Here is a 21,323-nt window from a genome sequence, read left to right as displayed (position 1 = left end):
CGTCTCACCCATGGCAAAAATCATTGTGGTTACCTCCGGCAAGGGCGGCGTGGGCAAGACAACCACCAGCGCCAGCTTTGCAACAGGCTTGGCCTTGCGCGGCCACAAGACGGCCGTGATTGACTTTGACGTGGGCCTGCGTAACCTTGACCTGATCATGGGTTGTGAGCGTCGCGTGGTGTATGACCTGATCAATGTGATCCAGGGTGAGGCCAACCTGAACCAGGCGCTCATCAAGGACAAGCAGTGTGACAACCTGTTTGTGCTGGCCGCATCACAGACCCGCGACAAGGACGCCTTGTCACAAGAAGGCGTTGAAAAAATCCTGAAAGACCTGGGCGACATGGGTTTTGAGTACATCGTGTGCGACTCCCCTGCCGGCATTGAGACTGGCGCGCTCATGGCGATGCACTTCGCCGATGAAGCCCTGGTGGTCACCAACCCCGAGGTGTCGTCGGTGCGTGACTCTGACCGCATTCTGGGCATGCTGTCGAGCAAGACCAAGCGCGCCATCGAGGGCCTGGATCCCATCAAGGAGCATTTGCTCATCACCCGCTACAACCCGGCGCGTGTGAACCAGGGGCAAATGCTCTCGCTGGAAGACATCCAGGACATTTTGCGCATCAAGTTGATCGGTGTCATCCCGGAGAGCGAATCGGTGCTGCAAGCGTCCAACCAGGGCGTTCCTGCCGTTCACATGCAAGGCAGCGACGTGTCAGAAGCCTACAAGGACGTGATCGACCGCTTTTTGGGTCAGGACAAACCCATGCGCTTTACAGAAGCTCCCAAACAGGGACTGCTGAAACGACTCTTCGGTGGGAAATAAGACCATGTCATTTCTGTCTTTTTTCATTGGCGAAAAAAAGAAAACCGCCAGCGTCGCCAAAGAGCGACTGCAAATCATCCTGGCGCACGAGCGCAGCGGCCGCAATGCAGCCGAGCCGGATTACCTGCCTGATTTGCAACGCGAATTGATCGCGGTCATCAGCAAGTACATCAAGATTGATCCAGCGGACATCAAGGTGAATCTGGAGCGTCAGGGCAACCTCGAAGTGCTCGAGGTCAAGATCGAATTGCCGGACGCAAAGTAAATCAAAAGGCCCACCCGGGCCAGCACCTCGCCAAGGTTCCGTGTCAACGGACTGGCGGTGGGTGCAAACGCTACTAATTCAGTAGCTAATAACGCTTATTGGACGCCGGATGCGCGCTCATGACGGTCTGCAGCGCCGTAAAGTTCCTGTGCAAATCGTGGGTCGCGACGCAGTTGCTCATCGGCCATATTGCGCAGTTCGTTCGCTTCTTCCATGGCCGTCAATGCTTTCAGGGCGGCCTTGGGGTGGTGAACCGTGGCTGCCCACAAGGCCAGAACCAGTCGATGTGCGGCACCCGCAAGTTCGCCCAAAGCGGAGCTGACGCTGGGGGAAGGGTTGGAGCCGAGGGTCGAGGTATTCAGTGTGGCAGTGTTCATGTCAATTTCTCCTGTGAAATGAGCTATGTTGCACTGCAGTATAGGGTAAACCCTATGTCTGTGTTTAGGGTTGTGCGCTTAATTCAATCCTGAAGATTTACTGAAGCTGTTTGAACATGACATGCGCGTCCACAAACCCGAGGCGTTGATGTTGGAAAGCGCCCGGCAGAGTCCCGACGATCGCAAACCCCAGGTTCTGCCAGAGCCGCACCGCGGTCAGGTTGGTGGCCACTACCAGGTTGAACTGCATGGACCTGAAGCCCGCTGCACGGGCGGCCTGCTGCGAGTGTTCACAAAGTGCTGTGGCAACCCCCAACCCCCGAGCCGCCGGTGACACCACGTACCCGCAGTTGCAGACATGCGAGCCCAGACCGGTCTGGTTGGCTTTCAGAAAATAGGTGCCGACGATGGTGCCATCCGCCGTGCAGGCCACGTAGGTCGCCAACGGGTACTTAATCCACGCGCTGTGAATATCGTGTTCCGAACTGTCCGGCGCAAAGGAGTAGGTGTCGCCAGTGGAAAAGGTCGTCTGCAACAACGGCCAGATGGTGGTCCAGTCGCCCGCTTGATAGGGTCGAATGGTGAGCATTGACTGAACTACTTCAGGGAGGTCCGATGTTAAATTCAGATTGTTCATGGGCAAATCTGACATGCTACTGCGAGTGACAATGATGTTCCCACTATCAGCTATTGATCCTTTCACCTTTTCCTCTTCTGCCGAGCACTTGGTCAGTTTATTTTTGTCAGAACTGGTAAGTAGCGACAAGCTGTCGGATGACTCAAAAAGACCCAAAACAGTCAGCCAGATTTCCGAATTGGCGCACAACAGCACAGCATTTGCAGTCATTCCCAATAGGGCAGGCGGGACACAGGACAGCGTAGCACTCAGCTCCGTTCGTGTCCCCCGCCCTGCGGGCTCCTCCTTGACCTCACTGTGCTGAGTGCCACACCGTCCTGAGCCGGCAAGCGTTGTTGGCGTTCATTAGCTGCTGAGTCATTGCACATCAACATGGTTGGCTGTCGATGACACCGGGGTGGATGGTGCAGCGAAGTCAAGGAGGAGGATCGGGCGCAGCCCGCTCCGGGGGACATGAGCGGAGCCATCCACCCCGGTGGCATCGACCCTAAACAAACCGTGCCGACAAGGTCCGCTTTTACCGCAAACCTGACTTTAATTTTTGCAAGTGGTCACAGTGATGTCAGTGGACACAATCCACGTAGAACCAAAATTACCCTTTTCATACGATACCCCTGGTCTCGCTGCTTGTGCAACATGACCTGGGCTAAGTAATGTCAGGGCGTTGGCGCCGCACCCGCTTTCTTGGCGATGCGGTCCCAGTCTTTGAGCGTTTGCACCAGGCGATTCCGGGCGTCCGTATGGCCCTTGCTGAAGGTTTCGGTCAGGCGCTGGCGCAATGCCAAGTCCGGAGGCGGCGCGGATAACGCTTTGAGCCGGTCAATCACCAGCATTACCACCTGAAAGCTTTCCGAATTCAGCGCCATGGTGAGTGGCGTTTGGCCGTCGTCGTCGGCGTCCTGCACATTTGCTCCGTGCTGCATCATGTACTTCACCAACCCCGCCTTGCCTTGCGCGCAGGCCCAGTGCAGCGGCACCAGCCCGCCATCCAGCCGGGCGTTGAAATTGGCGTCGCTGCTCAAAAGCTCCGGGGCCAGGGGCCAGCCGCAAGCCTTGATCATTTGCAGAAGTTTCCAGTCGTTCATCGGGTCAGTGGGGCCATTGTTCGGGTGGCGGCGGATTCGCCGAACCCAGCAGTCTCTCACACTGCCAACCAGGCCTGACCGGTGTAGGCCCGGCGATCACCCATGCGGTCTGCGGTTGTCATCATCACGTCTGCGCTGGTCCCGGTCGCCCCGCATGCCGCCAGGCTGACTCGCTGCAGGACGCGGTGGCTGCGGAACAGGAACCGCGATGGGGACCTGAGGCAATGGGGGCACGACCCGTTGTGCAGGCTCCGGGCTCGCTTCCCGGGCGCGAGGATAGGGTCTGGCTGGCACGGGCCGTTCAAACCTCCGACCTGGCCCAAATACACCGGGTTCACCCGAGCCGGGGCCTGTCTGGGGCAGGCGATCCGGCGTTGGCGGCATGCCTTGCGGGCGACCCACCACAGGGGGTGGCACCGGGACGACGCCACGCGGTAATTGCCCGTTGGCAAACTCGGGGCGCGACACATGGCGGTTGTCATGGGGGCGCTCAATCACCGGGGGGAGACCCATCGCGTTGTTGCGGTTGTTGTGCTCCGGATAGCCGCGACTCCCCCGGTAGTCGGGTCGATACACATCCCGCGGCCCCAGCGGAAACCACGCAGCGCCTGACGCAATGCCACTGGAAATGGTCAGCTGAAAGTTGTTGCTACCGACAAAAGCCACCAGTGCCGGTGCGTAAACCGCACGCACATGGTTGGGCCCGGGCACCCACGCCCACTGGCCGCCCAATTGGGCCCAACGACCGTAGTGCGACACGGCAAACCCCCAGGGCGCGTCGTCCACCCACGTCCATCCCCACGGATTCACCATGGCCCAATGTCCGTTGCGGTACGGCGCCCACCCCACGGCGACGCGGTTCGGATACCAAACGTTGCCGTAACTGGCGTCCACTTGCCACGTGCCATGGGCGTCCAGGTCCTGGTAGCCCACCACGTCCGCAGGCACATAGCGTGCCGAGACCGAGTTGTCCAGCATGCGGTCGCGGTCCATGGCCCAGCGGTCAAACTCATCCAGCCACGGCGTGTCGATCAACTGGTAGCGACGCAAGTCCGCCCCCACAAAACGGTAGGTCTGGCGGGCATCGATCACGAACGAGCCGCCCACGCCACGGGCTTCGCCCTGCCCGCTGCGCACAATGAGGGTCGTGACTTGTCCGTCCGGATCTACCGTGACGCGGTATTCACCGGGTTGGCGCACCAGAAACACCAGGTTGGGCGTATCGACCTCAAACACCTGATCACGCGCCATCTGGCGAACACGCAAGTTCAAAGTACCCTGGCTCAGTTGCAGCTGGGCCATCCGGTCATCCAGATCCACCACCGACGCTGAGGTCTGGCCGTTCAGGCGAACTACCGCCCCGCCAAGCTGGATCTCGGCCCGCGCCTGGCCATCGGTCGAAAGGCGATCCCCATTGGCTACTGGCCGGTTGACTGTCGCGGGCACCCAGTTGGCATCCCCCGCGGCTGAAAAACTGACGGCACCTGCCGTGTAGGCCAATCGGGCCACGCGAGTTGGCGGGTCGATCTGGGCGGACGCACAGGCGGCCAACAGGCTCACCCCCGCGAGGATGGCAATAACCCGAAACCGGAGGCGCAGTAACAGCATGAAAATTCCTTGCAGATGAGAGCATCTGTGTCACCCACAACGCGGCCCGGTCAGGGCCGGTTTACCGCCAGGGCCAACCCTTGCATCCTGATACGTCTCTTCACACCGCCGTCACCTGCTGCGGGTGCGGCCCTATTGACCTCAGGCGCGGACCAGCCGCAAATGGGTGATCTCAGACGGCGCACCAAAACGTTTGGGCGGACCCCAGTAGCCGGTGCCGCGGCTGGTGTACACCCACATCGATTGCAGCTTGTGCAGGCCTGCCGTGAAAGGTTGCTGGAAACGCACAAAGTGGTTCCAGGGCCAAAACTGGCCGCCGTGGGTGTGGCCAGAAAGTTGCAAATCGAACCCCGCCTGGGCAGCGGCCGGGGCACTGCGCGGCTGGTGGGCCAACAAGAGTTTGAAAAGTGCATGTGGGTGCGCATCAGCCACTGCTGCCTGCGGGTCGCTGCGATGGCTCTCATCAAAATGATGGGCTGAGAAATCACTGACGCCAGCCACCACCACCATCGCTTGCTCGCCGTCCTGGCTGTCCGACCCGTGGTGAATGAGCACGTGCTCGTTCATCAACACGGTCACCCCCAGGCCGCGCAAGGCGTCAATCCAGCCGTGGGCGCCGGAGTAGTACTCATGGTTACCCGTGACAAAAAAGGTGCCATGGCGTGAGGTCAGCTCCTGCAAGGGACGCACATGGTCATGCAATTCGTGGACGCTGCCGTCCACCAGGTCACCCGTGATGGCCACGAGGTCCGCCCCCAGGCTGTTGACCCGGTTCACGATGCGCTGCAGGTAGTGGCGCTTGATGGTGGGCCCCACATGAATGTCGGTGATCTGTGCGACGGTAAAACCTTGCAGGGCTTCCGGCAGGTTGGTGATGGGCACATCCACCCGCACCACGGCGGCGGTGCGCCGCGCATTCCAGAACCCCCCCACCGTGGCCAGCAAGCCCCAAACGGGTGCGGCGAGGGCGCTGTAAAGCCACAACGCCTCTAGATTCAAGAGAGATGGCCACGCCCAGTTCAGCAGTTGCGCCCCCAGCAAGCCCAGTTCACGGATCAAGGTCAGCATAAACAGGGACGAAAAACTGCCCATGCACAACAAACCCAGCCAGGTGAGGACCTCAGACACCGGCGGCCTGGCCACGCGTTTGGCCATCAAACCCAGGGGCACCAAAAAAGCCGACAGTAAAAGCATCGCCCAAAAGACATTGCTAAGCGGCACACTGAAACTGGCAAGACCTGGCGCAACACGCCAGCCCACCAAAGCATGCAACAGAAGTGAAACCAGAAACTGGGGAGCCAAAGCCATAAAGACAACCCCACGCCCAAAGGCATGAAGGCAGAGTGATAAACCTTTTAGGTGGAGGAGTCGGGTTTAAGTTCAAGCCCGCTTGATGCCTAAATCGAATAGTGTGATCAAGTTGGCAATATGGATCAACAGCATGTGACAGAACTTAAATCTGCGTTGAGGACAAGCCTGTGGACAATTCTGGCACAAGTGGAAGGTTATCCACAGAGAAATGCACAAATGGATATTTATCCAGTTTCCGGGTACACCCCAGAAGCAGGGGCGCCCACATGGTTTAACAGGCGCTAAGTCCTTGATGTTGAACAAGATAAGACACTTGTCCACAGAAACGTGCATCCCTTATCTACTACTACTATGTATTTATAGAACCAATAATAAAGAATAGAACAACATCCAAATTGCCGAATCCCTCGTTTTTTCGCTTCATCAGGCCGCGACATGCGTCCCGGGCCACGGCGGCCAGGGACTTCCCATCGTTCGTCAAAAGTGCCACGGCATGGTGCTACTAAATTAATAGCTATATCCGAAGGTAGAACGTGGGCTACAGCTTGATTAGCCTTGAACTTTCTCTGGTTTCCATCGTTTCAGCAGCAGCGCATTGCTCATCACGCTGACGGAACTCATGGCCATGGCGGCGCCCGCCACCACCGGGTTCAGGAATCCGAAGGCGGCCAGCGGGATGCCGGCCACGTTGTAGGCAAAAGCCCAGAACAGGTTCTGGCGGATTTTGGCTACGGTGCGGCTGGAAATCTCAAAAGCCGCAGCCACTAGCAAGGGGTCGCCCCGCATGAGCGTGATGCCAGCGGCGTGCATGGCGACATCGGTGCCGTTGCCCATGGCCAGGCCGACGTCGGCAGCGGCCAGGGCCGGGGCGTCGTTGACGCCGTCGCCCACCATGGCCACCGTGTGGCCGCCCTCTTTAAGCGCCGTCACCCGGGTGGCCTTGTCGCCGGGCAGCACCTCCGCCATGACTTCGCCTTCCTCGGGGCGCAGGCCCAGACGGCGGGCCATGGCCTCGGCGGCGCCCTGGTTGTCACCCGAGATCATCACGGTCTTGATGCCACGGACCCGCAGCGCCGCCAGCGCTTCTTTTGCACCGGGCTTGGGTTCGTCGCCAAAGGCCATGAGGGCGCGCAGGGTCAGGCCCTGCGTGGTCCGTTCGGCCATGGCGGACACGGTGGCGCCCTGCGCCTGCAACTCGGCGGCCTGGGCGCTGATGGCGCTCAGGTTGATGCCCAGTTCCTCCATCCAGCGCAGGCTGCCGATCAGGAAGCTGCGCACCCCTACTTCGCCCTCGGTGCCACGACCGGGCACGGTGCGCACGTTGTCGGGGGCTTCAATGGCCTGGCCTTGTTCCTGGGCGCGGACCACCACGGCGCGCGCCAGCGGGTGTTCGCTGCCGCTTTGCAGGCTGGCGGCGACCCGCAGCACCTCGTCCTCTGCCATGCCGGGCAGGGGCAACAGGGCGGTCAGTTTGGGTTGGCCCACGGTGAGGGTGCCGGTTTTGTCAAACGCGACCACATCGACCTTGTGCGCCAGTTCCAGCGCCTGGGCGTCCTTGATCAAAATGCCAAATTTCGCGGCCACGCCGGTGCCCGCCATGATGGCTGCGGGTGTGGCCAGGCCCAGGGCGCAGGGGCAGGCAATCACCAGCACCGCCACGGCGTGGATCACGGCCAGCTCAAACGGATGGCCGGTCAGCCACCAGCCCAGCAGGGTGATCAGCGCCAGCACCAGCACCACGGGGACAAACACGGCGCTGACCTGGTCGACCAGGCGCTGAATGGGCGCCTTGGCGGCCTGCGCGTCTTCTACCAGCCGGATGATGTGGGACAGCACGGTGTCCGTGCCGACCGCCCCCACCTGCATCACGATGCGGCCTTCGCCGTTGATGGAACCGCCGGTCAGCGCGGCGCCCGCGTCTTTGGCCACCGGCAGCGGCTCGCCGGTGAGCATGGATTCGTCCACCTGGGTGTGGCCCTCCAGCAGCGTGCCGTCCACCGGAAAACGCTCGCCGGGCTTGACCACCAGCTGGTCGCCCACCAGCACCTCAGCCACGGGCACGTCCACTTCGCCGTCGCGCCCCAGCAGGTGCGCGTTGTCGGGGCGCAGCGCGTGCAGGGCGCGAATGGCCGAGGTGGTTTGCCGTTTGGCGCGGGCCTCCAGCCACTTGCCCAGCAACACCAGTGTGATGACGATGGCCGAGCCTTCAAAGTACAGGTGCACCATGCTGCCGGCGTCGGCCGTCAACCACAGCCACATCGACAGGGCCCAGCCCGCGGTGGTGCCAATGGCCACCAACAGGTCCATGTTGCCGGTCAACGCCTTGAGCGCATGCCAGCCCGCCTTGTAAAAGCGCGCCCCCAGGATGAATTGCACCGGCGTGGCCAGCAGAAATTGCCAAAGCGGCGCCAGCATCCAGTGTTTACCGAACAGGTCGCCCAGCATGGGCACGACCAGAGGCGCGGACAGGATCAGCCCGATGGCGACCGGCGCAAAACCGGTCCAGGGCGAGGTGTCTGCGGCGTCGATGGCGGCGCTCGCCGCCCGGGGCTCGTAGCCCGCATCGCGCACGGCGCGGCGCAGGCGGGCTTCCATCTGTTCACCGGGCGCCACCACGATGCGGGCCGACTCGGTGGCCAGATTGACGGTGGCCTCTTGCACGCCGGGTACTTTTTTCAGGGCTTTTTCAACCCGCGCGACACACGAGGCGCAGGTCATGCCGCCGATGCCGATGTCCACGGATTCGGCAAGGGTGGGGCTGAGGGGAAGTGTTGAACTGGTAGTCATGGTGGCGAGACTAATCCTTTCCACGATAGGAAGGTCAAGCATCTGCATTTAGCCCTTGACCTTCCCATGGTGGGAGGCTTCAGGCTATGCTTCTCATCCATCCAAGGAGCTATTCATGAACCAAACCTTCACCGTCACCGGCATGACCTGCGGCCATTGCGAAAAAGCCGTGACCCGCGCCGTCAAAGACGTCGATCCCCAAGCCGAGGTCACGATTGACCGCAGCCGCAACCAGGTGGACGTGGTGTCCACCCAACCCCGCGAGCTGCTGGCCAAGGCCATTGCGGAAGAGGGTTATGCCGTTGCTGGCTGACACGCCGTGGCCGGTGGCCATTGGGATCGCGGCGCGCCTCTCCAAGGTGTCCGCCAAGATGGTTCGGCATTACGAAAGCCTGGGTTTGCTCTCACCCGTGGCACGCACCGACAGTGGTTACCGCCAGTACGGCGAGGCCGATGTGCGCACCCTGCAGTTCATCAAGCGCGGGCGTGAACTGGGGTTTTCGATGGCCGAGATTGCCGAACTGGTGGGCCTGTGGCACAACCGCACACGCGCCAGTGCCAGCGTCAAACGCATTGCCCAGCAGCATGTGGATGACCTGGCGCAGCGCATCGAGGCCATGCAGTCCATGCAGCGCACCTTGGCGTCGTTGCTGACCCATTGCCATGGCGACGAGCGGCCGGACTGCCCGATTCTGGATGATCTGGCGGGCGGTTGTTGCTAGTGTTTTGATAGCTGCTTGCGCACGTTCTGTAAGGCGTTCAAGCACTTTCAGCCGATAATCGAAGACTTGCCTGAGCAGCAGCATTCACTTCGCGGAAAACCCAGCTTCATGACTTCCACTTTCCCATCCGATCTCCCCGCGCAAGCAGACGTCCTCTACGGACCGTTTCAGCCTGAATTGATTCGCGAAGAGGTGTTGGCAGACCTGCTGGAGGCCACGGCCGCCCGTGTGCCGCACCAGGTGGCGCTGATGTTTGCGGACCGCACCCTGACCTACCAGGAACTGAACGCGCAGGCCGACCAGGTGGCGTCAGGCTTGATCGAAGCCGGTGTGCGTCCCGGGCAAATTGTGGGCCTGTGGCTGCCGCGCGGCCTGGGTCTGCTGGTGATGCAGGCCGGCATTGCAAAAGCCGGGGCGGCGTGGTTGCCCTTTGATGCCGACACACCGGTCGAGCGCATGGCGGTGTGTCTGGCGGATGCCAATGCCGTGGGCATCGTCAGCTGTGAGGCGTTTGCCCCCCGTCTGGCGGATCTCCAGGCCCCGGTCTGGACGGCGGAGTCCCTGCTGGTGCCCATCCCCACCTTGCGCCGCCGGGAGGGTTTGCGGCCCAGCCACCCGGCCTACGTGATCTACACCTCGGGCTCGACCGGCAAACCCAAGGGCATCGAGATCAGTCAGGGCAGCATCTGCCACTTTTTGCGCAGCGAAAACGCCTTGCTCGGCGTGCGCGAGACGGACCGTGTGTACCAGGGTTTCTCGGTCGCGTTTGACATGTCGTTTGAGGAAATCTGGATCAGTTACCTGGCCGGGGCCACGCTCTGGCTGGCGCCCAAAGAGGTCGCCTCCGACCCCGAAGCCCTGCCGCTGGCCCTCATCGACAACCAAGTCACCGTGCTGCATGCCGTGCCCACGCTGCTGGCCTTGTTCAACCAGGACGTACCCCGCCTGCGCATCATCAACCTGGGCGGCGAGATGTGTCCGCAGTCCTTGGTCGCGCGCTGGGCCAGGCCCGGCCGCCAGGTGTTCAACACCTACGGCCCGACGGAAGCCACCGTGTCAGCCAGCCTGGCCGAGTTGCAGGCCGGCGAACCGGTGACCATCGGGCGACCCCTGCCCAATTACGGCTTGCTGGTGATCAACCCGGCGATTGAAAACGGCCTGGTCCTGATGCCGCGTGGCGAAGTGGGCGAGCTGTGCATCACCGGCCCCGGTGTCGCCGCGGGCTACCTGGGCCGGCCTGATTTGACCGCTGAAAAATTCATCCTCAACCCCTGGCGCCGCCATGCGCATGACGACCGCCTGTACCGCACAGGCGATCTGGCCCGCATCGACCCCGATGGCTGTGTGCAATGCCTGGGCCGCACCGACGACCAGGTGAAGATCCGCGGTTTTCGGGTCGAGCTGGGCGAGATCGAGGCCGCGCTGGCCCAGCAACCCGGTGTCGGCACCGTGGCCGTGGTCCTGCGCCAGCAGGAGGGCATGGACCAGCTGATTGCCTTTCTCGTGTTCGAAGGGGGCGTGACGCGCGCCAGCGCCGAGTTGCGTGCCGCATTGGCGGAGACCTTGCCGTCCTACATGGTGCCGGGGTACTTCGAGCCGCTCACCGACATGCCGCGCTTGACCTCCGGCAAGATCGACCGCAACACCCTCAAGGCGCGCTCGCTGGCCGTGGCCACGGGGGAGGCCGCTGGTTCCGACAGGGCACAAACACCGGCTGAAGAGGCCTTGTTTGCGGCCCTGGCCAAGCTGTTTCCGGGGCAGCCGATTCTGCGCAGCGCCGACTTTTTCTCGGACCTGGGTGGCCATTCGCTGTTTGCGGCGCGGCTGGCGTCGGCCTTGCGCACCGACCCGCGCTTTGCGCACATCACGGTGCATGACATTTACAAAAACCGCCAAATCGGGCTGATTGCCGAGGTGCTGGGCCAGGCCCATGACACGGCCATGGCCGTGGACACCCGCTGGATGCCACCCGCACGCTGGAAGCGCTGGACCTGCGGTGCTGCGCAGGCCGCGGCCATTCCCGGCCTGGTGACCCTGCACATGGCGCAGTGGATGGCGCCATTTTTCACCTACCATTTCTTCACGGGTGATGTGGATGACTCGCTCACGCTGGCCATTGCCATGTCCATCGTGGCCTACCTGGTGAGCACGTTGCTGGAGTTTGTGGTGGCCATCGCGGGCAAATGGCTGCTGCTGGGCCGCGTCAAGGCCGGGCGTTACCCGCTGTGGGGCGTCACCTACTACCGTTGGTGGCTGGCGGACCGCCTGATCGAGGCGGCACCGGCCTACCTGCTCAGCGGTTCCTCCCTGTACGCCTGGTGGCTGCGATCGCTGGGCGCCAAAGTGGGTCGCGATGTGGTCATTGGCTCCATCACCCTGCGTGCGCCGGACCTGCTGACGATTGGTGATGGCGTGAGCATTGGCAATGCGGCCAATTTCGAGAACGCGCGGGTCGAACACGGCGAGTTGCGCCTGGGGTCGATCACGCTGGCGCGGGAAGCCAGCGTCGGCTCGTATGCCGTACTCGAAGGCAACACGTCGATTGGTGCCTACGGCCACCTGGAGGGCCAGTCGGCCCTGAGCGACGGCCAATCCCTGCCTGACGGGCGCATCTGGCAGGGCTCTCCGGCCCGCGACATCGGCGCCTTTGACCCCACCGACCGGCCCGCGCGCCCAGCCTTGTCGACTACGCGCAGCGTGCTGGAAGGCACGTATTTCCTGTTTGGCGCCTTGCTCATCACCACCCTGTTTTTCATGCCGGTGTTCCCCAGCTTTATCCTGATTGACTGGTTTGACAACGCAGAGCGCTTCCCGGCCCTGAACCACTCGGACCTGCTTTTTCAGCTGCTCAAGTACTTTGTGCTGGCCTTCCCGGCCACTTGCGTGCTGATTGTCTGTACCGCGCTTTTGTCGGCGGGCATCCGCTGGACGGTGCTGCCGCGCCTCAAGCCCGGCAGCTGGCCGGTGCACAGCAACTTGTACTGCGCCAAATGGCTGGTCAACCAGATTCAGGAGTCGAGCCTGGCGGTCTTGCATGGTGTCTATGCCACGGTCTATGCGCCGTTCTGGTACCGCCTGCTGGGCGCCAAGGTGGGGCGCGACGCCGAGATTTCTTCTGCTCTGGGCCTGGTGCCCGACATGCTCACGCTGGGGGATGAGACCTTCATTGCCGATGCCGTCATGCTGGGCGACGAGAACATCGACGGCGGCTGGATGAGCATGCAGCCCACCGTCATTTCGCGGCGCAGCTTTGTGGGCAACGGCTCCTACATTCCCGATGGCACCACGCTGCCTGAAAACGTGCTGATTGGCGTGCACTCCAGCGCGCCCGCCAACGACCAGATGAAGGACGGCGACACCTGGCTGGGCTCGCCGCCCATCAACCTGCCAGCCCGCGAACAGACCAGCGGTTTTCCTGAAAACCTGACCTACCGGCCCTCGGTATTTCGCCGTCTGGCGCGCGGGCTGATCGAGGCCTTTCGCATCGTGGCGCCGCACGCGATTGTGATTTCGGTGGGCTACACCGTGGTGCTGCACATCATGCCCATGGCCGGTGAGGGGCGCTGGGGTGACGTCACCTTGTACCTCACCGGTGCCGGTCTGTTTTATGGCATCGGCACCTTCTTTTTCATTGCCGCCATCAAGTGGACGACGATGCGGCGTTACCGCCAATGCAGCGTGCCCATGTGGACGCCTTTTGTCTGGCTGTCCGAAGGCGTGACCAACCTTTACGAAGGCATTGCGGTGCCCAATTTGCTGCGCTACATGCGCGGCACGCCCTTGCTGCCGGTGGCCTTGAACTTGTTGGGCTGCCGCATTGGCAAGGGGGTGTACCTGGACACCACCGACATCACCGAGTTTGATTGCGTCACGATTGGGGACTACAGCGAGTTGAACGCGCTGGCCTGCCCGCAAACCCATTTGTTCGAAGACCGGGTCATGAAGATCGACCACGTCACCATCGGCCAGCGCGTCTACATGGGCCCGCGCAGTGCCGTGCTCTACAGTGCCGTGGTGGCCGACAACGCCAAACTGGGCGCCCTGACGCTGGTGATGAAAGGCGAATTCATTCCCGCCGCGTCCAGCTGGAAGGGCTGCCCGGCAGCGCCTGAGCGCAGCTGACATGCCGATTACGCCCGAACGCCTCGCCGTGCATGCGTGGCCCCAGCAGGTGGATCGGGCGCTGGCCGACCTGCGCTCGGGGCAGGCCTGCACCGTCATCAGCGTGCCGACACCGCACACGACGGACCGCGTGCGGGCACGAGCGCTGATTCGCACCGCCTTGCGCCAGACGCTGGCGGACTTCCTGGCGCAACCGGTGGCGTCGATCCGGCTGGTGTCGCGTCCGGGGCAGGGCATTGGGCTGGACACGTCCTTGATGGCTCGGGTGTCGCCCTTGTCCCTGAAGCTCTCGGTGAGCCATGCGCCCGGCCTCAGCGTGGCGGCTCTGGGCCGGGGTGTTGCCGTGGGCGTGGATGTGATGCCGCTGGACCCGGGCGCCACGGAAATGCCCGATTGGGAGCGCGTGGCGCAAGACTACCTCGGCCCGGTCGTCACCAAATCGCTGTGGCAGACCCCGGCTGCGCAACGCCCGGCCGCCTTCACCCAGGCCTGGACGCACGTGGAAGCGTGCCTCAAGTGCCTGAACCTGCCCTTAACCGAGTGGACACCCGCGCTGGCGCAGCAGTTGGCGTCGTGCCGCATCGTGGCGCTCGCGCTGCCTGACAAGGCTTGTGGTTCCATCGCCATCCACCAAGATGACGGGGCATAAACGCTATTAAATTAATAGCTGCTTGTGCACGTTCTACCTGGGCTAGAGGCCTATTTCATCATGATTTCACGAAATTTCTCCGGGAGCACCCCATGAACGACTTGGCCGGACAACCTTTCTCGCTCTATCCCGCCCTGGCCCAGGCGCAGCCCTCACTGGCCGATTTAGGGTCCGCCGTAGCGCCCATGACGGTCCCCGCGGGCACCGTGCTGTTCAGTGAAAACACCCCCTGCCAGGGCTTTCCGCTGGTGCTTGACGGCGAGGTCAAGGTGTCGCGCAGCTCGGGCGACGGGCGCTCGCTGGAGCTGTACCGCGTGGTGCCGGGCGAGTTGTGCCTGGTGTCGTCGGCCTGCCTGTTTCGCACCCAGCCGCTCTCGGCCCATGGCGTCACCACCAAAGCCAGCACGTTGATGCTGATTCCGGCCGACATCTTCGGGCGCTGGCTGGAGACGCCCGCGTTTCGTAACGAAGTGCTGGGCCTGTTTGCCGAGCGCATGGCCGACCTCACCAGCCTGGTGGACGCCGTGGCTTTTCACAAGCTGGACCGGCGCCTGGCCGCCGCGCTCTTGGGTCACGGCCCGCAACGGAGCCTGACCCATCAGGCGCTGGCCGACGAACTGGGCACTGTGCGCGAGATGGTGACCCGGTTGCTGCGCCGCTTTGAGCGCGAAGGCTGGGTGGTGCTGGGGCGTGAGCAGATCCAGATACTCAACAGCGTGGCGCTGCGGGAACTGGCCTCCTCCTTGACGGGGTGAACGAGGCTGCGTGACTTTGATCACAGACACAGCTGCCTGGCCACGCGCCTAATCACGCCATCAACAACCCTTGAGGAGTGAATCATGACATCCAACGTTGGCGGCATTGACCGCATTCTGCGCATCGTGATCGGCTTGGTGCTGATTGGCTTGACCGTCACCGGCCAGATTGGCGTGTGGGGCTGGCTGGGACTGGTACCGCTGGCCACCGGTGCCATCGGCTGGTGCCCGCCGTATGCCATGTTGGGCTGGAACACCTGCGCGATGAAAAAGTAAGCCTGTCAGCTGGCGTCTTGGTTCCAGTCGAGCGACTGGGCATCCGTGCCAGCCACCGAATACAGCGCCCCCGGGGCGTTGCGTGTTTGCTGGAACGCTTCCAGTGTCTCGCCCCGCATGGCGGCGTAGATGTGCAGGTTGGAGGTACCCAGCACGGCGCCCAGTTTTTCCAGCATGAAGAAGATCACGCCGTACTGGATGAGGGCGCGCCAGTTCCGGCTGCGCAGCATGTCGCATTCCTCAACCGTCAGACCGGCTTTATTGAAGCTGGCCTCTTCGTCGGCCTTGAAGGCTTCACGGTGCTGCGGCGCCACCATGGCGTGCAGGAATTTGTTCAGGCGGTAGGCCTTGACGCTGCGTTCCAGGTCAAAAGGGTAAGTGCCGGTCAGCGTGCCCGCTCCTTCAAGTTGCGTCGCCATGTGCTGCAAATGGCGCTGCGTTTCGCCGGCCACCACTGCGCCAGCCTTGTTCTCGTAGATGGCGGTGGCAATGCCGGTCATGGACGGCAGGTAGTAGGTCTGGTGCACCTTGCGGATGTTGGCCGAGAGCGCGCCGCGCATGATGAGCCACATGATGACCTCGGCGCCCTCCATGCCGCCCAGTGCCGCGTACTCGGCTTGCGTCATCTGGGTCAGGCGCACCGGGTCGTTTTCGATCAGGTCCAGAAACTGCGCGTCCCATGCGGGGTTGTTGAAGCCCGCGCGCTCGCCATGCACCTGGTGCGACAAGCCGCCGGTGGCCACAATAGCCACCTTCAGGTCTTCCGGGTAGCTCTCGATCGCCCGGCGCAGGGCCTCACCGAGCTTGAAGCAGCGCTTGGCGCTGGGAATGGGGAACTGCAGTACGCCCACTTGCAGGGGCACAATTTTCACGGGCCAGGCGGGCTCGTGCGGGCAGAGCATTGACAGGGGCGAGAAGCAGCCGTGGTCCAGCGCCTTGTCCTGGAAGAAGGACATGTCGAACTCGTCCGCCACCAGCGACTGGCCGATGTGCCTTGACAGGCCGGTGTGGCCCAGTATCGGGGGCAGGTCACGCGGCCCCCCGCCCTCGTCGGCCACCGGGTAGCTTTCGCCAATGCCCAGCGCAAAGGCCGAATAGTGGTCAAAGAAAAAGGAGGTGACGTGGTCGTTGTAGATCACCAGCAGCACGTCGGGCTGTTGGGTGGCGATCCAGTCGCGCACCGGCCCGAAGGCCTCGAAGATGGGCGCCCAGACCGGATCGTCCTGCTTGTTGCGGTCAAACGCAAAGCCGATGGTGGGCGTGTGGGAGGTAGCGATTGCGCCAATGATGGTAGCCATGGTGTCTTGTGTTTCGTTGATTAGTCGAGTGCCGCTTGGGCTCGTTGGATGACGGCAGCCTGTTTGGCAGATTCCGTCTGGATGTACTGGTTGAATTGATCGCGCGTTGGCGTGAAGGGCTCGTAGCCAAAAGAGATGAACTTTTCGCGGACATCGGGTTCGGCCAGCGCCTTTTCAATATCGCGCTGGATTTTTTCCTTCACGGGGCTGGGCACTCCTTTGGGCGCCGCGATGGCCGTCCACCCACTGACCTCAAAGTTTGCAGGGCCTCCGGCTTCGGCCACGGTGGGCACGTCTTTGAACGCAGGGAGGCGCCGGGGCGCTGCAATCGCGATGTATTTGAGTTTTCCCGCACGGTACAGAGGACCCGCCGTCGCACTCGTTCCAAGTGCATAGGCGAGTTCTCCGGTGGCGACACCGGTGTAGAGCTGGGAGGTTTCTTTATAAATGACATGCTGTGTTTCGATGCCCGTCACGGACTCAAACAGAGCCGAGCCCAAATGCACCGGATTGCCGACCGACCAGGAGCCGTAGTTCAGCTTGCCGGGATTGGATTTGGCATCGGCGATCAGGTCCGCGACATTCTTGTATTTGCTATCCACCGCAGTCGTGAAAAAGAAATAGGTTTTGAACAGCGGGAGCAGCGTGTCGAAGTCGTTTTTGGCGTTGTAGGGCAGCTTCTTGAAGAGGTGCGGATAGGCGGTGAGATGGACGTTGTCGAGCTGGATCAGGTCATGTCCATCGGTGGCGCCACGCTTGAAGGCGTCGATGGCGATGAAGCCATTCCCGCCCGGTCGGTTTTCCACTATCACCGACTGACCCCATGCCTTGGAGAGCTTGTCGGCCACCAGGCGGGCTATCCCCTCAGGACCACTTCCAACAGGAAAGGGGGTGATGATACGAACGGGTTTGGTTGGAAAGGTTTGGGCATGTGCCACCAAGGTCAGTCCCAGTGTCAGTGCGGCTGCTAGTTTTTTTATCATGAATGTCTCCAGAAGTTTGTGTTAGATCAATGCAGGCGTGGATTTTCTGGAAATCATCCGCCTCCGGGTAGAGGTTGAAATGGTGGTCGCGATAACCGGGGGTTATCAAACCGGGCTGTCATGGTGTAGATTTCCGTCTGTCCACACAGCACCACACACCATGAAACTGTCCACCCTGAAAGCGCTGGTCGCCGCCATTGAAGAGGGCAGCTTGCGGGGCGCCGGCAAACGCCTGGCCGTGTCCCAGCCGGCCTTGAGCAAGATGATTCGCGAGCTGGAAGTGGAGCTGGCTGCGCCCTTGCTGATGCGCACGTCCCGTGGCGTGCTGCCCACGGCGCAAGGCAAGGTGTTGTACGAGCGCGCCCTCAAGGTGGCCCGGGAGTTGGGTTCGGCGGTGGACGAAATCAGCCAGCTGGGCGGCGCTATGCGGGGCGAGCTGAACATTGGCGCGGTGCCGCTGGCGGTGATGCTGCTGATTCCCGAGACACTGCGCACCTTCGGGCGCGAGTTCCCCGACATTCGGCTGCGCGTGAGCGAGGAGCTGTATATCGCCCAGCTGCAACGGCTGCGCTCGGGCGAGGTGGATATTGCCGTGGGCGGCATACCGGTTGGCCTGTCGTCCGGGGAGTTCGTGATTGAACCGCTGATGAGCACCTCCATGGTGGTGGTGGTGCAAAAAGGCAGCCCGCGAGCCCTTGCCCGCTCTTTGCAGCAGTTGTCCACCGCCAAATGGGTTTACACCGGCACCTCCACCGATTCGGGCTACGCCAAGCTGCTGTTTGAGGCCCATGGCCTGACACCGCCGCCGGTGGGGGCCGTGGTCAATTCCACCCTCGCGCTGCTCTCTTTGGTGGCCACCGGGGATTACGTGGGGCTGATGCCCAAACAAATTGCCAGCCACCCCATGGCCGCGCCATTTCTGTCCATCGTGCCGGTGGTGGAAGAAGGCTTGCCATTGGCTGTGGGGGCCATGGTGCGGAGCGACTCGGTGGTGTCGCCCGTGGTGCGTCACTTCATTGCCCACCTGCACCGGGCGGCGCACCAGTTGACGCGCACTACCGGGTGAGTGCTGCGCAGAGGCCCTGAACCGGGTTTGTGCACCAGCCTTGTTCGCGGGTCACCCCAATTTGGCACCATGACTGTGCTATTTTGTACACAATTCATTGATTAAACCGTACACAAAGCTGGCACAGCTTTTGCAAGCAGGGTGGGCATGAATGCCGCCACCCCCCATGCCAGCCTTGCCGCCATCGAACTGGTGGCCTTGACCAAACGCTACGCGCAGGGCAAGCCCGCGGTGGACACCATCAACCTGCGCATTGCCAGCGGCAGTTACTGCTGTCTGCTGGGGCCGTCAGGCTGCGGCAAAAGCACCACGCTGCGCATGATCGCGGGGCACGAGTCGGTCAGCAGCGGCGACATCCTGCTGGAAAACCGCAACATCACCGACCTGCCCGCCGCCGAGCGCGGCACCGCCATGATGTTCCAGAGCTTTGCGCTGTTTCCGCACCTCAGTGCGCTGGACAACGTGGCCTTCAGCCTGAAGATGAAGAACATCGGCAAGCAGGAGCGCCACGCCAGGGCGCAGGAGCTGCTGGAGCGTGTGGCCATGGGGCACCTGGCCGACCGCCTGCCTGCCGAGCTGTCGGGCGGTCAGCAGCAGCGGGTCGCGCTGGCCCGGGCCCTGATCACCCAGCCGCGTGTGCTCTTGCTGGACGAGCCTCTGTCCGCGCTGGACCCGTTTTTGCGCATCCAGATGCGGGCCGAACTGCGGCGCTGGCAAAAAGAACTGGGGCTGACCTTCATCCACGTCACCCACTCGCAGGAAGAAGCGATGGCACTGGCCGACACCATGGTGGTGATGAACCACGGGCTGATCGAGCAAGTGGGCTCGCCGCATGAGATCTACAACCACCCGGCCAGCGAATTTGTTGCGCGCTTCATGGGCGGGCACAACGTGCTGGAGACGCCGGACGGCAAGATCGGCGTGCGCACCGACCACATGCAGGTGGCCCCCGCCAGCGAGGCCGCCCCTGACGGCCTGCACAACCAACGTGCCGTCATCACCGACGTCGAATACCAGGGCACCTACGTGCTGCTGGGGCTGCAGAACGCCGGTGCCACACCCAGCGCCAACAGCACGGCTGACCTGTCCGTGATGGTGTCCGAGGCCGCGTTTGTCGCGCGTCCTTACGCACTGGGCGAGAGCGTGCAACTGTCCTGGGCGCCGACTGCGGCGCACCGCCTGCAGGCCTGAATGCCACCCCTGTTTTTCATCCCTGTCTTCGCAAGAAGCGTTTAACCCCAAGGAGTTTTCACCATGTCTGACTCGCTCATTGATCCCGTTAAAGACAACCTGGGCAGCCTGCCGCGCCGCAGCTTGCTCAAGGGCACGGCTGGCATTCTGGCCGCCGGCATGTTCCCGGCGATCCACGCCCAGGAAAAAATCACCTTGCGTTACCTGGGCACCGCGGTGAACCAGGACAAGGCCATTGGCGAGAAGTTCGAAAAAGACACCGGCATCAAGATCCAGTACGTCGCCGTCACCACCGACGACGTGACCAAGCGCGCCGTCACCGCGCCCAACAGCTTTGATCTGATCGACACCGAGTACTTCTCGCTCAAGAAAATCGTGCCCACCGGCAACCTCAAGGGCATTGACGTCAAGCGCATCAAAAACGCCGACAAGATCACCCCGCTGTTCACCACCGGCATGGTGGCCGGCAAGGCCGTGGGCGACCAGGGCACGGCGCCCAAGAAGGTGATTTACCTGGAGGGCGAAAAGAGCAAGGTGTTCTCCAAGACGCCCACGCAGTTCATGTCGCTCATCCCCACCGTGTACAACGCCGACACGCTGGGCATCCGCCCCGACCTGATCAAGCGCCCGATCAATTCCTGGGCCGAGTTGCTCAACCCCGAGTTCAAGGGCAAGGCCGCGATCTTGAACATCCCGAGCATCGGCATCATGGACGCCGCCATGGTGGTGGAAGCCATGGGCCTCTACAAATACCCCGACAAGGGCAACATGACCAAGAAGGAAATTGACCTCACCATCAAGACCCTGATTGAAGCCAAGAAGGCCGGCCAGTTCCGCAGCCTGTGGAAAGACTTCAACGAGTCCGTCAACCTGATGGCCTCGGGCGAAGTGGTGATCCAGTCCATGTGGAGTCCTGCTGTGACGGCCGTGCGCACCAAGGGCATTGCCTGCAACTTCCAGCCGCTGAAGGAAGGCTACCGCGCCTGGGCGGCCGGTTTTGGCTTGCCCGCCACGCTGTCCGGTCGCAAGCTCGATGGGGCCTACGAGTTCATCAACTGGTTCCTCGACGGCTGGGCCGGTGCCTACCTCAACCGTCAGGGCTACTACAGCGCCGTGCTCGACACCGCCAAGTCCAAGATGGACGCCTACGAGTGGGCCTACTGGATGGAAGGCAAAGCCGCCAGCCAGGACATCAAGAGCCCCACCGGCGATGTGCTGGCCAAGGCCGGCCAGATCCGCGACGGCGGCAGCTACGAAGCGCGCATGGGCGGCATTGCCTGCTGGAACGCGGTGATGGACGAGAACAACTACATGGTCCAGAAATGGAATGAGTTTGTCGCTGCCTGATCGGTAAAAAATAAGGAA

At 62.3% G+C, this 21,323-nt stretch carries 19 protein-coding genes; 11 read left to right on the top strand and 8 right to left on the bottom strand.

The window, feature by feature from the left end:
• The first annotated feature begins 10 nt into the window (after positions 1 to 10).
• Together minD and minE are read left to right on the top strand one after the other, a co-directional pair.
• Positions 11 to 826, top strand: a complete 816-nt coding sequence (minD, locus tag AC097N_RS10725) for a septum site-determining protein MinD (RefSeq protein WP_479581001.1) — start codon at positions 11 to 13, stop codon at positions 824 to 826.
• Positions 827 to 830: 4 nt separating this feature from the next.
• Positions 831 to 1,091 (top strand): cell division topological specificity factor MinE, encoded by a 261-nt coding sequence (minE, locus tag AC097N_RS10720; protein WP_479581000.1) that lies wholly within the window; start codon positions 831 to 833, stop codon positions 1,089 to 1,091.
• 95 nt (positions 1,092 to 1,186) lie between these two features.
• Here minE and AC097N_RS10715 read toward each other — a convergent pair whose 3' ends face one another.
• The 6 genes from AC097N_RS10715 to AC097N_RS10690 all read right to left on the bottom strand — a co-directional run bounded on the left by AC097N_RS10715 (position 1,187) and on the right by AC097N_RS10690 (position 8,896).
• Positions 1,187 to 1,468: a hypothetical protein gene (locus tag AC097N_RS10715; RefSeq protein ID WP_479580999.1), complete on the bottom strand. Its 282-nt coding sequence runs from the start codon at positions 1,466 to 1,468 to the stop codon at positions 1,187 to 1,189.
• A gap of 97 nt (positions 1,469 to 1,565) precedes the next feature.
• Positions 1,566 to 2,057, bottom strand: a complete 492-nt coding sequence (locus tag AC097N_RS10710; protein ID WP_479580998.1) for an N-acetyltransferase family protein — start codon at positions 2,055 to 2,057, stop codon at positions 1,566 to 1,568.
• Between the two features lie 704 nt (positions 2,058 to 2,761).
• Positions 2,762 to 3,190 carry an ankyrin repeat domain-containing protein gene (locus AC097N_RS10705; RefSeq protein WP_479580997.1) on the bottom strand — a complete coding sequence of 143 codons (429 nt, stop codon included), beginning with the start codon at positions 3,188 to 3,190 and terminating at the stop codon, positions 2,762 to 2,764.
• 96 nt (positions 3,191 to 3,286) lie between these two features.
• Positions 3,287 to 4,798: a DUF6600 domain-containing protein gene (locus tag AC097N_RS10700; RefSeq protein ID WP_479580996.1), complete on the bottom strand. Its 1,512-nt coding sequence runs from the start codon at positions 4,796 to 4,798 to the stop codon at positions 3,287 to 3,289.
• Between the two features lie 141 nt (positions 4,799 to 4,939).
• On the bottom strand, positions 4,940 to 6,106 hold the full coding sequence (locus tag AC097N_RS10695; protein WP_479580995.1) for a metallophosphoesterase: 1,167 nt from the start codon (positions 6,104 to 6,106) through the stop codon (positions 4,940 to 4,942).
• A gap of 552 nt (positions 6,107 to 6,658) precedes the next feature.
• Positions 6,659 to 8,896: a heavy metal translocating P-type ATPase gene (locus AC097N_RS10690; RefSeq protein WP_479580994.1), complete on the bottom strand. Its 2,238-nt coding sequence runs from the start codon at positions 8,894 to 8,896 to the stop codon at positions 6,659 to 6,661.
• A 115-nt stretch (positions 8,897 to 9,011) separates the two neighbouring features.
• On the opposite strand from AC097N_RS10690, the gene AC097N_RS10685 reads away from it, so the two are divergent.
• From AC097N_RS10685 to AC097N_RS10660, 6 genes are all read left to right on the top strand, one after another.
• A complete protein-coding gene (locus tag AC097N_RS10685; protein ID WP_479580993.1) occupies positions 9,012 to 9,209 on the top strand; it encodes a heavy-metal-associated domain-containing protein in 198 nt (65 codons plus the stop codon).
• The gene (gene cueR / locus AC097N_RS10680; RefSeq protein ID WP_479580992.1) at positions 9,193 to 9,618 is read left to right on the top strand and encodes a Cu(I)-responsive transcriptional regulator; all 426 of its coding nucleotides are present in this window, start codon (positions 9,193 to 9,195) and stop codon (positions 9,616 to 9,618) included. The genes AC097N_RS10685 and cueR overlap by 17 nt, the downstream gene beginning before the upstream one ends.
• Positions 9,619 to 9,726: 108 nt before the next feature.
• A complete protein-coding gene (locus AC097N_RS10675) occupies positions 9,727 to 13,740 on the top strand; it encodes a Pls/PosA family non-ribosomal peptide synthetase (RefSeq protein WP_479580991.1) in 4,014 nt (1,337 codons plus the stop codon).
• Between the two features lies 1 nt (position 13,741).
• Positions 13,742 to 14,389 (top strand): 4'-phosphopantetheinyl transferase family protein, encoded by a 648-nt coding sequence (locus AC097N_RS10670; protein WP_479580990.1) that lies wholly within the window; start codon positions 13,742 to 13,744, stop codon positions 14,387 to 14,389.
• Positions 14,390 to 14,481: 92 nt separating this feature from the next.
• A complete protein-coding gene (locus AC097N_RS10665; protein ID WP_479580989.1) occupies positions 14,482 to 15,144 on the top strand; it encodes a Crp/Fnr family transcriptional regulator in 663 nt (220 codons plus the stop codon).
• A gap of 84 nt (positions 15,145 to 15,228) precedes the next feature.
• On the top strand, positions 15,229 to 15,420 hold the full coding sequence (locus AC097N_RS10660; protein ID WP_479580987.1) for a YgaP family membrane protein: 192 nt from the start codon (positions 15,229 to 15,231) through the stop codon (positions 15,418 to 15,420).
• 5 nt (positions 15,421 to 15,425) lie between these two features.
• Here AC097N_RS10660 and AC097N_RS10655 read toward each other — a convergent pair whose 3' ends face one another.
• Together AC097N_RS10655 and AC097N_RS10650 are read right to left on the bottom strand one after the other, a co-directional pair.
• A complete protein-coding gene (locus AC097N_RS10655; RefSeq protein ID WP_479580985.1) occupies positions 15,426 to 16,718 on the bottom strand; it encodes a gallate dioxygenase in 1,293 nt (430 codons plus the stop codon).
• Positions 16,719 to 16,738: 20 nt separating this feature from the next.
• Positions 16,739 to 17,701, bottom strand: coding sequence for a Bug family tripartite tricarboxylate transporter substrate binding protein (locus AC097N_RS10650; protein ID WP_479580983.1), 963 nt, complete (start codon positions 17,699 to 17,701; stop codon positions 16,739 to 16,741).
• Positions 17,702 to 17,861: 160 nt separating this feature from the next.
• On the opposite strand from AC097N_RS10650, the gene AC097N_RS10645 reads away from it, so the two are divergent.
• From AC097N_RS10645 to AC097N_RS10635, 3 genes are all read left to right on the top strand, one after another.
• On the top strand, positions 17,862 to 18,767 hold the full coding sequence (locus AC097N_RS10645) for a LysR family transcriptional regulator (RefSeq protein ID WP_479580981.1): 906 nt from the start codon (positions 17,862 to 17,864) through the stop codon (positions 18,765 to 18,767).
• A 147-nt stretch (positions 18,768 to 18,914) separates the two neighbouring features.
• Positions 18,915 to 19,958 carry an ABC transporter ATP-binding protein gene (locus AC097N_RS10640; protein WP_479580979.1) on the top strand — a complete coding sequence of 348 codons (1,044 nt, stop codon included), beginning with the start codon at positions 18,915 to 18,917 and terminating at the stop codon, positions 19,956 to 19,958.
• 63 nt (positions 19,959 to 20,021) lie between these two features.
• Positions 20,022 to 21,305: an ABC transporter substrate-binding protein gene (locus AC097N_RS10635; RefSeq protein ID WP_479580976.1), complete on the top strand. Its 1,284-nt coding sequence runs from the start codon at positions 20,022 to 20,024 to the stop codon at positions 21,303 to 21,305.
• The last annotated feature ends 18 nt before the right edge of the window (positions 21,306 to 21,323 follow it).

It is taken from the genome of Rhodoferax sp. LS1R11, from assembly GCF_056521395.1.
Note: the sequence above shows the minus strand (reverse complement) of the source record. Positions and strands in the feature narration are given on the sequence as shown.

What these genes read in the sequence shown, in the direction of transcription:
- AC097N_RS10700 (WP_479580996.1), bottom strand. Translation starts at nt 4,798, where the DNA reads ATGCTGTTACTGCGCCTCCGGTTTCGGGTTATTGCCATCCTCGCGGGG.
- minD (WP_479581001.1), top strand. Translation starts at nt 11, where the DNA reads ATGGCAAAAATCATTGTGGTTACCTCCGGCAAGGGCGGCGTGGGCAAG.
- AC097N_RS10640 (WP_479580979.1), top strand. Translation starts at nt 18,915, where the DNA reads ATGAATGCCGCCACCCCCCATGCCAGCCTTGCCGCCATCGAACTGGTG.
- AC097N_RS10705 (WP_479580997.1), bottom strand. Translation starts at nt 3,190, where the DNA reads ATGAACGACTGGAAACTTCTGCAAATGATCAAGGCTTGCGGCTGGCCC.
- AC097N_RS10665 (WP_479580989.1), top strand. Translation starts at nt 14,482, where the DNA reads ATGAACGACTTGGCCGGACAACCTTTCTCGCTCTATCCCGCCCTGGCC.
- AC097N_RS10715 (WP_479580999.1), bottom strand. Translation starts at nt 1,468, where the DNA reads ATGAACACTGCCACACTGAATACCTCGACCCTCGGCTCCAACCCTTCC.
- AC097N_RS10685 (WP_479580993.1), top strand. Translation starts at nt 9,012, where the DNA reads ATGAACCAAACCTTCACCGTCACCGGCATGACCTGCGGCCATTGCGAA.
- AC097N_RS10695 (WP_479580995.1), bottom strand. Translation starts at nt 6,106, where the DNA reads ATGGCTTTGGCTCCCCAGTTTCTGGTTTCACTTCTGTTGCATGCTTTG.
- cueR (WP_479580992.1), top strand. Translation starts at nt 9,193, where the DNA reads ATGCCGTTGCTGGCTGACACGCCGTGGCCGGTGGCCATTGGGATCGCG.
- AC097N_RS10675 (WP_479580991.1), top strand. Translation starts at nt 9,727, where the DNA reads ATGACTTCCACTTTCCCATCCGATCTCCCCGCGCAAGCAGACGTCCTC.
- AC097N_RS10710 (WP_479580998.1), bottom strand. Translation starts at nt 2,057, where the DNA reads ATGCTCACCATTCGACCCTATCAAGCGGGCGACTGGACCACCATCTGG.
- AC097N_RS10635 (WP_479580976.1), top strand. Translation starts at nt 20,022, where the DNA reads ATGTCTGACTCGCTCATTGATCCCGTTAAAGACAACCTGGGCAGCCTG.
- AC097N_RS10690 (WP_479580994.1), bottom strand. Translation starts at nt 8,896, where the DNA reads ATGACTACCAGTTCAACACTTCCCCTCAGCCCCACCCTTGCCGAATCC.
- AC097N_RS10650 (WP_479580983.1), bottom strand. Translation starts at nt 17,701, where the DNA reads ATGATAAAAAAACTAGCAGCCGCACTGACACTGGGACTGACCTTGGTG.
- minE (WP_479581000.1), top strand. Translation starts at nt 831, where the DNA reads ATGTCATTTCTGTCTTTTTTCATTGGCGAAAAAAAGAAAACCGCCAGC.
- AC097N_RS10655 (WP_479580985.1), bottom strand. Translation starts at nt 16,718, where the DNA reads ATGGCTACCATCATTGGCGCAATCGCTACCTCCCACACGCCCACCATC.
- AC097N_RS10645 (WP_479580981.1), top strand. Translation starts at nt 17,862, where the DNA reads ATGAAACTGTCCACCCTGAAAGCGCTGGTCGCCGCCATTGAAGAGGGC.
- AC097N_RS10670 (WP_479580990.1), top strand. Translation starts at nt 13,742, where the DNA reads ATGCCGATTACGCCCGAACGCCTCGCCGTGCATGCGTGGCCCCAGCAG.
- AC097N_RS10660 (WP_479580987.1), top strand. Translation starts at nt 15,229, where the DNA reads ATGACATCCAACGTTGGCGGCATTGACCGCATTCTGCGCATCGTGATC.